Raw genomic sequence first — 7123 nt, 5'->3', positions numbered from 1 at the left:
GGCGCGGGGCCCGGCGGCAGCAGGTGTGCCGCCGGGCCCCGCGGGGTGACCGGCCGTGGTCGCCCACGGCCGGCCGGTGCGTCGTCTCAGGCGCCGCTCTCGCGGAGCATGTCCTCGCGCTCGACGAGCTTCACGCGCTCCCGGCCCTGGGGTTCGCCCAGCGCCTTCTCGGCGGCGTCCAGCTTGTACCAGCCCTCCCAGGTGGTGAAGCGGACGCTGCGCTCCGCGAGGAACGCGTCCACGGCCTCGGGTTCGGGCGAGGCGGGCACGCCCAGGCGGCCGTTCGCGTGGTCGTCCAGGAGGTTGGCGACCGTCTCGTTGGCGTCGCCCTTGGTGTGGCCGATCAGGCCCACCGGGCCACGCCGGATCCAGCCGGTGACGTAGACCGACTGAAGGTGCGCGCCGCTCTCCTCGACGACCCGGCCGCCCTGGTCCGGGACCGTGCCGGACTCGACGTCCCACGGCAGCTTGGGCAGCTTGTCGGACAGGTAGCCGACGGCGCGGTAGACCGCGGAGACGTCCCAGTCCTTGAACTCGCCGGTGCCCTTGACGTTGCCCGTGCCGTCGAGGGCCGTGCGCTCGGTGCGCAGTCCGACGACCTTGCCGTCCTCGCCGAGGACCTCGGCCGGCGACTCGAAGAAGTGCAGGAACAGTTTGTGCGGGCGCTCGCCGATGTCGCGGATCGCCCAGTTCTCCAGGGTCTTGGCGACCATGTCGGCCTGCTTGTTGCCGCGTCGGGTGGCGATGGAGCCGTCGTCGTAGTCGATGTCCTCGGGGTCGACGATGACCTCGATGGTGGGGGAGTGGTCCAGCTCCCGCAGCTCCATCGGGCTGAACTTCGCCTGGGCCGGGCCACGGCGGCCGAAGACGTGGATCTCCAGCGCCTTGTTCGCCTTCAGACCGTCGTAGACGTTCGGCGGGATCTCCGTGGGCAGCAGCTCGTCCGCCGTCTTGGCCAGGATGCGCGCCACGTCGAGCGCCACGTTGCCGACGCCGAGGACGGCGACCTTCTCGGCCTCCAGCGGCCAGGTGCGCGGGACGTCCGGGTGGCCGTCGTACCAGGACACGAAGTCGGCGGCGCCGTAGGAGCCGTCGAGCTCGATGCCGGGTATGCGCATCTCCCGGTCGGCCGTCGCGCCGGTGGAGAAGATCACGGCGTCGTAGAAGGCGCGCAGGTCGTCCAGGCTGATGTCGGTCGGGTAGTCGACGTTGCCGAAGAGACGGATCTGCGGCTTGTCGAGCACCTGGTGCAGGGCGGTGATGATGCCCTTGATGCGGGGGTGGTCGGGTGCGACGCCGTAGCGGATCAGACCGAACGGGGCCGGCATGCGCTCGAAGAGGTCGATCGAGACACCGGGTTCGGCGGCCACTTCGGACTTCAGCAGCGCGTCGGCGGCGTAGATCCCGGCGGGGCCGGCTCCGACGATGGCTACCCGCAGGGGGCGGGGCATGATCAGGTTCCCTTCGAGCGATGACAGGCGACTCGACGGGAAGCCTAAACTCAGGCAAACCTTAGTTGGTACGCGGGTCCGGTCTATGGACCCATAAGCACCGTTTATGGGTAGACGGTGGGCGTCAGGGAAGCGCCTGCTCGGCCCAGATGAACTTGCCGTCGGGCGTGTACCGGGTGCCCCAGCGTTCGGCCAGCTGCGCCACCAGGAACAGCCCGCGGCCGCCCTCGTCCGTCGACGCCGCGTGCCGCAGATGCGGCGAGGTGCTGCCGGTGTCGAAGACCTCGCAGATCAGAGTACGGTCGCGCAGCAGACGCACGCGCAGGGGGGCGCCACCGTAGCGGATCCCGTTGGTGACCAGCTCACTGAGGATCAGCTCCGAGGTGAAGGTCAGCTCCGCCAGGTCCCACTCCGCCAGCTGACGCGTCACCCGGGCCCGTACGTCCTGCACCGCCGCCGGATCCATCGGCACCTCCCACTCCGCGACCCGGTCGGCGCCGAGCACCCGGGTGCGCGCCACCAGCAGCGCGATGTCGTCCCCGGGCCGGTCGGGCAGCAGCTCGTGGAGCACGGCCCGGCAGGTGGCCTCGGGGGAGTCCCCCGCCCGCCCCAGAGCGGTGCGCAGCAGCTCCAGACCCGCGTCGATGTCCCGCTCCCGGTCCTCGACCAGTCCGTCGGTGTACAGCACCAGCCGACTGCCCTCCGCGAGCTCCACCTCGGCCGTCTCGAAGGGCAGCCCGCCGATCCCGAGCGGCGGACCGACCGGCACGTCGACGAAGTCCACCCGGCCGTCGGGCCGGATCACGGCCGGCGGCGGATGGCCCGCGCGGGCGAGCGAACAGCGCCGGGAGACCGGGTCGTAGATCGCGTACAGACAGGTCGCGCCGGTGACGGGCGCGCCGGCCCCCTCCGCCGACTCGTCCTGGTCGATACGGTTGACCAGCTCGTCGAGCAGGGCCAGCAGCTCGGCCGGCGCCAGGTCGAGGGCGGCGAAGTTGTGCACCGCCGTACGCAGCCGGCCCATCGTGGCCGCCGCGTGCAACCCGTGGCCCACCACATCGCCCACGACCAGCGCCACCCGGGTGCCGGACAGCGGCAGGACGTCGAACCAGTCGCCGCCGACGCCCGCCTGCGCGGGCAGATAGCGGTAGGCGACCTCCAGGGCGTCCTGCTCGGGCAGACTGCGCGGCAGCAGACTGCGCTGCAACGCCTCCGCTGTACTGTGCTCGCGCGTGTAGCGGCGGGCGTTGTCGATGGACACCGCGGCCCGCGCGACCAACTCCTCGGCGAGCGTGACCTCGTCCTCGTGGAACGGCTCCGGCCGCTGCGAACGCCAGAAGCTGACCACGCCCAGGACCAGCGACCCCGCCCGCACCGGAACGGTGATCAGCGAGTGGATGCCGTACTCCACGACCTGCTCGGTGCGCTCCCGGTCCTGCGCGCGCCAGCCCTCCGCCCGGTCGAGCCGCGGCTCCAGGACCGCCCGGCCGGTGGCGAGGCTGCGCGCCTGCGGCGCGGACGAGACGAATCTGATCTGGGTGCCGAGCGGGTAGAGCGGCGCGCCACCGTGGATGGCGCCCGACGCGATACGGTGCAGCGCGTCGCCCGGCTCCGGCTCGTCGCCGTCGATCACGGCGTCGAACAGGTCCACGGTGACGAAGTCCGCGAACCGCGGGACGGCGACGGCGGTCAGCTCCTCGGCGGTCCGGGTCACGTCCAGGCTCGTGCCGACGCTCACCCCGGCGGCGTAGAGCAGGTCGAGGCGTTCGCGCGCCGCCTCCGCCCGGCCGGACAGGGCACGCAGCTCGGTGGTGTCGCGCAGGGTGGCCACGCTGCCGGGCGGGCCGCCCGCCAGGTCCGTGGGCCGGTGGTTGACCGCCAGCAGCCGGTCGCCGACCAGGAACACCTCGTCCGTCGCGACCCGGCCCGAGGCGAGCAGTTCGGCGGTGCCCGGATCGAGACCGAGATCCCGTACGTCGCGGCCCTCGGCGTCCGCCGGCAGGTCCAGCAGTCGGTGCGCCTCGTCGTTGGCGAGCAGCAGGTCGCGGTCACCGCCGACGATGAGCACCCCTTCCCGTACGGAGTGCAGCACCGCGTCGTGGTGCTCGTACATCTTGGTCATCTCGTGCGGGCCGAGGCCGTGGGTCTGCCGCAGCAGCCGTCTGCTCACCAGCGCCGTGCCCCCCGTGGCCAGCGCCAGGCCACCGGCGGCGGCGCCCAGCATCAGCGGCAGCTCCCGCTCCGCGGCACCGCCCACGTGCTGGGTGGTGATCCCGGCCGAGACCAGGCCCTCGACCTTCCCGTCCGGCGCCTTGACCGGCACCACGGCCTGCACCAGCCGCCCGAGGGTCCCGTCGACCTCCTCGATCACCGTGCCGCCGGCCTGCGCGGGCTTGAGGGTGCCGACGAACTGACCGCCGATGCGGTTCGGGTTGGGGTGCGTGTAGCGGATCCCGTCGGTGTTCATCACGACGATGAAGTCGACCTTCGCGGCCTTGCGGGCGGCCTCGGCGGACGGCTGGAGCAGCGCCGTGGGGTCCGCGCTGCGCAGCGCCGCGTGGATGCCGGGGGAGTGGGCGTAGGTCTCGGCGACGGCGAGCGAACGGCTGCGGGCCTCCGCGGTCGTGTCGTGCTGCACCTGGAGTACCAGCGCCACCACCGCGGCCACGATCAGCAGCACCACGATGACCACGTTCAGCACGAACACCTGCGCGGCGAGGCTGCGCCCGCCCAGCGCGGACCGCAGTCGGGAGGGTTTCTCGCGGCGCGGTCGCTCCCCGTCGGCGCGCGGTTCGTCCGGCGCGCCGACCGGTGCCCGCGTCCGCTGCCCGCGCGTGTCGTCCGCGCGGTCCGGCGCGCGCGCTGTGCGGCGACCGTCCGGACGGACTGCCTCAGCCCCCACTCGACCCAGGAGTCGGACCATGTGCCCTGTCTACACTGCCGGACTCCGCGAGGCGAGAGGTGTCACCGCGTGTGCGGACCCCCTCACTCCGGGGGCACCGGCGGTGTCAGCCGCGGTGGCGGGGTGTGGTGTGGCGGGTGGCCAGGAGCAGGGCGATGTCGTCGGGCCGGTCGACGGCGTGCCGGGCGGTCGCGGTGAGCCGGTCGGCGAGGTTGCCCAGGGACTGCTCGCCCTGCGGGGCGACCACGGTGGCGGCCCGGTCCAGTGCCTCGCGCAGGGTGTCGATGCCGTCGTCGATGTCGAAGCCGGGCCGTTCGACCAGTCCGTCCGTGTACAGGGCGAGGATCGCGCCGGGTTCCAGCCGCAGCTCCATCACCGGGTAGTGGGCGTCGGGGGTCACACCGAGGACGACGCCGCCGGGGATGTCCACGACCTGCGCACACCCGCCGGCCCGGCGCAGCAGGGGAGGCGGGTGTCCCGCACGGGCGACCCGCAGCCGCCCGGTCGCGGGGTCCAGCTGGAGGTAGCAGCAACTGGCGAACTGGCCGGCGTCGAGGTCGACGAGCAGCCGGTTGGTCCCGCTCATCACCTCGTCGGGCGGATGACCGCCGAGGGCGAAGGCACGGACGGCGCTGCGCAGTTGCCCCATGGTGGCGGCCGCCTGCACCCCGTGCCCCTGGACGTCCCCGATCACCAGGGCCAGCCCGTCCCCCGCCTCGACGACGTCGTACCAGTCGCCGCCGACGTCCATGCCCTGGGTGCCGGGCAGGTACCGCCCGGCGGTCTCCAGCAGCGGATGCGAGGACAGCCGCCGGGGCAGCAGGGCCTGCTGGAGCCCGCGGGCGAGCGCGGCCTCGGTGTCGTAGCGCTGCGCCTTCTCCATCGCGTGGGCGATCAGCCCGGCGAGCGCGGTGAGCACCGTGCGTTCCTCGGTGCTGAAGCTGCGCGGCCGGTCGAAACCGAGGATGCAGGAGCCGACCGGGCGGCCGGAGGCGATCAGCGGCAGGAAGGCGCGGGCGCCCTGTGTGGCGTCCATCGGCATTCCGGGGTAGGCGGCCTGCATCTGCTGCATGGAGTCGAAGAACAGCGGGCGGCCGGTGGTGAGGGTCTCGACGCCCGGCAGCCGGGCGTCCAACCCCACCCCCTCGAAGGGGGCGAGGAAGCCCTCCGGGAAGCCGCTCTCCCAGGCCAGGTACAGATGCCGGTCCTGCAAGAGGTAGATGGCGAGGCTGCGTCCGCCGAACGCGGGCAGCAGCTCCTGCATCACCACCGCGGACACCTGCCGGGCGGTCACCGCCTCGGTCAGCGCGATCGCCAGCACGATCGGCCGGTACTGCGGAGGCGTCGGGGCGGTGCCCGACAGCAGTCCGCCGATCCGGGGCAGGCCGGCGGCCGGGGACTCCTCCGCTGCCGTCCGGCGCACTTCGGCCGGTTCGGCGATCCGGTTCGACGGCATGACCGTGCAGGTCAGAATGTTGGAACCGGGGTAGACGGACACGGCGAGCCACTCGCCCTCGAACGCCTGCTCGTCGTCCACGGCCGGGCGCCGGACATGGAAGTGCACGGGGTCCGGCGCCAGCAGGGCGCCGCGCAGGTGCTCCTCGAACGCGGGCTGGCGCAGCCAGGGGGCGCTGTCCCACAGCGCCCGGCCGAGCAGCCTGGCCCGGGACAGCCCCAGCAGATGCGCGGCCCGTGGATTGGCGTACACGACCAGGCCCAGCCGGTCCAGACAGAACACGCCCTCCGGCAGCAGACCGGCCGCCGTGTCGGCGGGCGAGTCGGCCCTCGGGTCGCGCAGCACACCCCCGGCGCTCGCTCCGCCGGGACCGGCGCCCGACTCGGGAGCCCGCAGCCGCAACAGCCGGAGCGCGCCGTCCGCCGCCCGTACCGGCACGGACAGGGGCGGTGGTCTGCCCTCGGCGGTCTCCCGCAGCAGGGCCAGGAGCTGCGGGGAGTCGGTGGGGGCCAGGGTGCGGGCCAGGTCGCGCAGGGTGCCCGGGAACTCTCCCGGGGGCAGGCCCAGCAGGGCGGGCACCTCAAGGTCGGGCGTGACCAGGTCCGTGACCGGATCCCAGGAGAAGCCCGCCGAGCGGTCCGGGACCGGCCCGACGGTCGGCGTCCGCACGGACAGGGGCCGGTCGTCCCAGGCCAGAGGCGGTCCCTCACCCTCCAGCCCGTGCAGCGACCGGCCCAGGTCGGCGGCCAGACGCGTCAGCTGCTCCTGGTCCGCCTGCAACTCGCCGGCGTCGACCGCGGCGGGGCGCAGCATCGTGAGGACGCCGAACGGTCCGGCCCCGCCGGTGACCGGCACATAGAGCGAGCCGAACTGGAAGGGCAGCCCCGCCGCGAACTGGGGATAGCGCCGCATCGCCTCGGTGGCGTTGGGCAGGATCACCTGGACCCCGAGCCGGTAGGCGTCGGCCACCGGGAAGGGCCGGTTCACATGCAGCCGCCACCAGGGGTGGAACAGTGGCGCGGGCAGCCCGGCGAGGACGGCGAGCCGCAGCAGCCCAGGGGTGCCGGCCCGCAGGTAGACGCCCGCGATCGGCCCTTCGGCCGTTCGGATCGCCTCCGCCGCGGCCTGGGTCAGCAGCCCGGCCAGCCGTCCGGTTCCTGCCCCGTTCCCGGCGCTCCCAGTCACATCGGCCCTACCTCGTCCTGGCGCCGCTCGCGCGGGCGACACAGAAAGCGACACAGAAAGAATGCGCCACTCGGGCACCGGTGCGCATCCGCGCGGGCTGCGCGGGGGAGGGGCCGGGCTGTGGTGTGC

Annotated in this window: 3 protein-coding genes; all 3 read right to left on the bottom strand. The window is 73.5% G+C overall.

Going from position 1 to position 7123, the window contains the following annotated elements:
- Positions 1-86: 86 nt before the first annotated feature.
- Positions 87-1451: an FAD-dependent oxidoreductase gene (locus FNH09_RS43020; protein WP_152895309.1), complete on the bottom strand. Its 1365-nt coding sequence runs from the start codon at positions 1449-1451 to the stop codon at positions 87-89.
- 124 nt (positions 1452-1575) lie between these two features.
- Positions 1576-4374, bottom strand: a complete 2799-nt coding sequence (locus FNH09_RS43015; RefSeq protein WP_152895308.1) for a SpoIIE family protein phosphatase — start codon at positions 4372-4374, stop codon at positions 1576-1578.
- 85 nt (positions 4375-4459) lie between these two features.
- A complete protein-coding gene (locus FNH09_RS43010) occupies positions 4460-6994 on the bottom strand; it encodes a SpoIIE family protein phosphatase (RefSeq protein ID WP_162469957.1) in 2535 nt (844 codons plus the stop codon).
- Positions 6995-7123 lie beyond the last annotated feature (129 nt).

The sequence above is a fragment of the Streptomyces adustus genome, from assembly GCF_009377175.1.
In the GTDB taxonomy this organism is placed as follows: domain Bacteria; phylum Actinomycetota; class Actinomycetes; order Streptomycetales; family Streptomycetaceae; genus Streptomyces; species Streptomyces adustus.
This window is presented reverse-complemented; position numbering and strand designations above follow the sequence as displayed.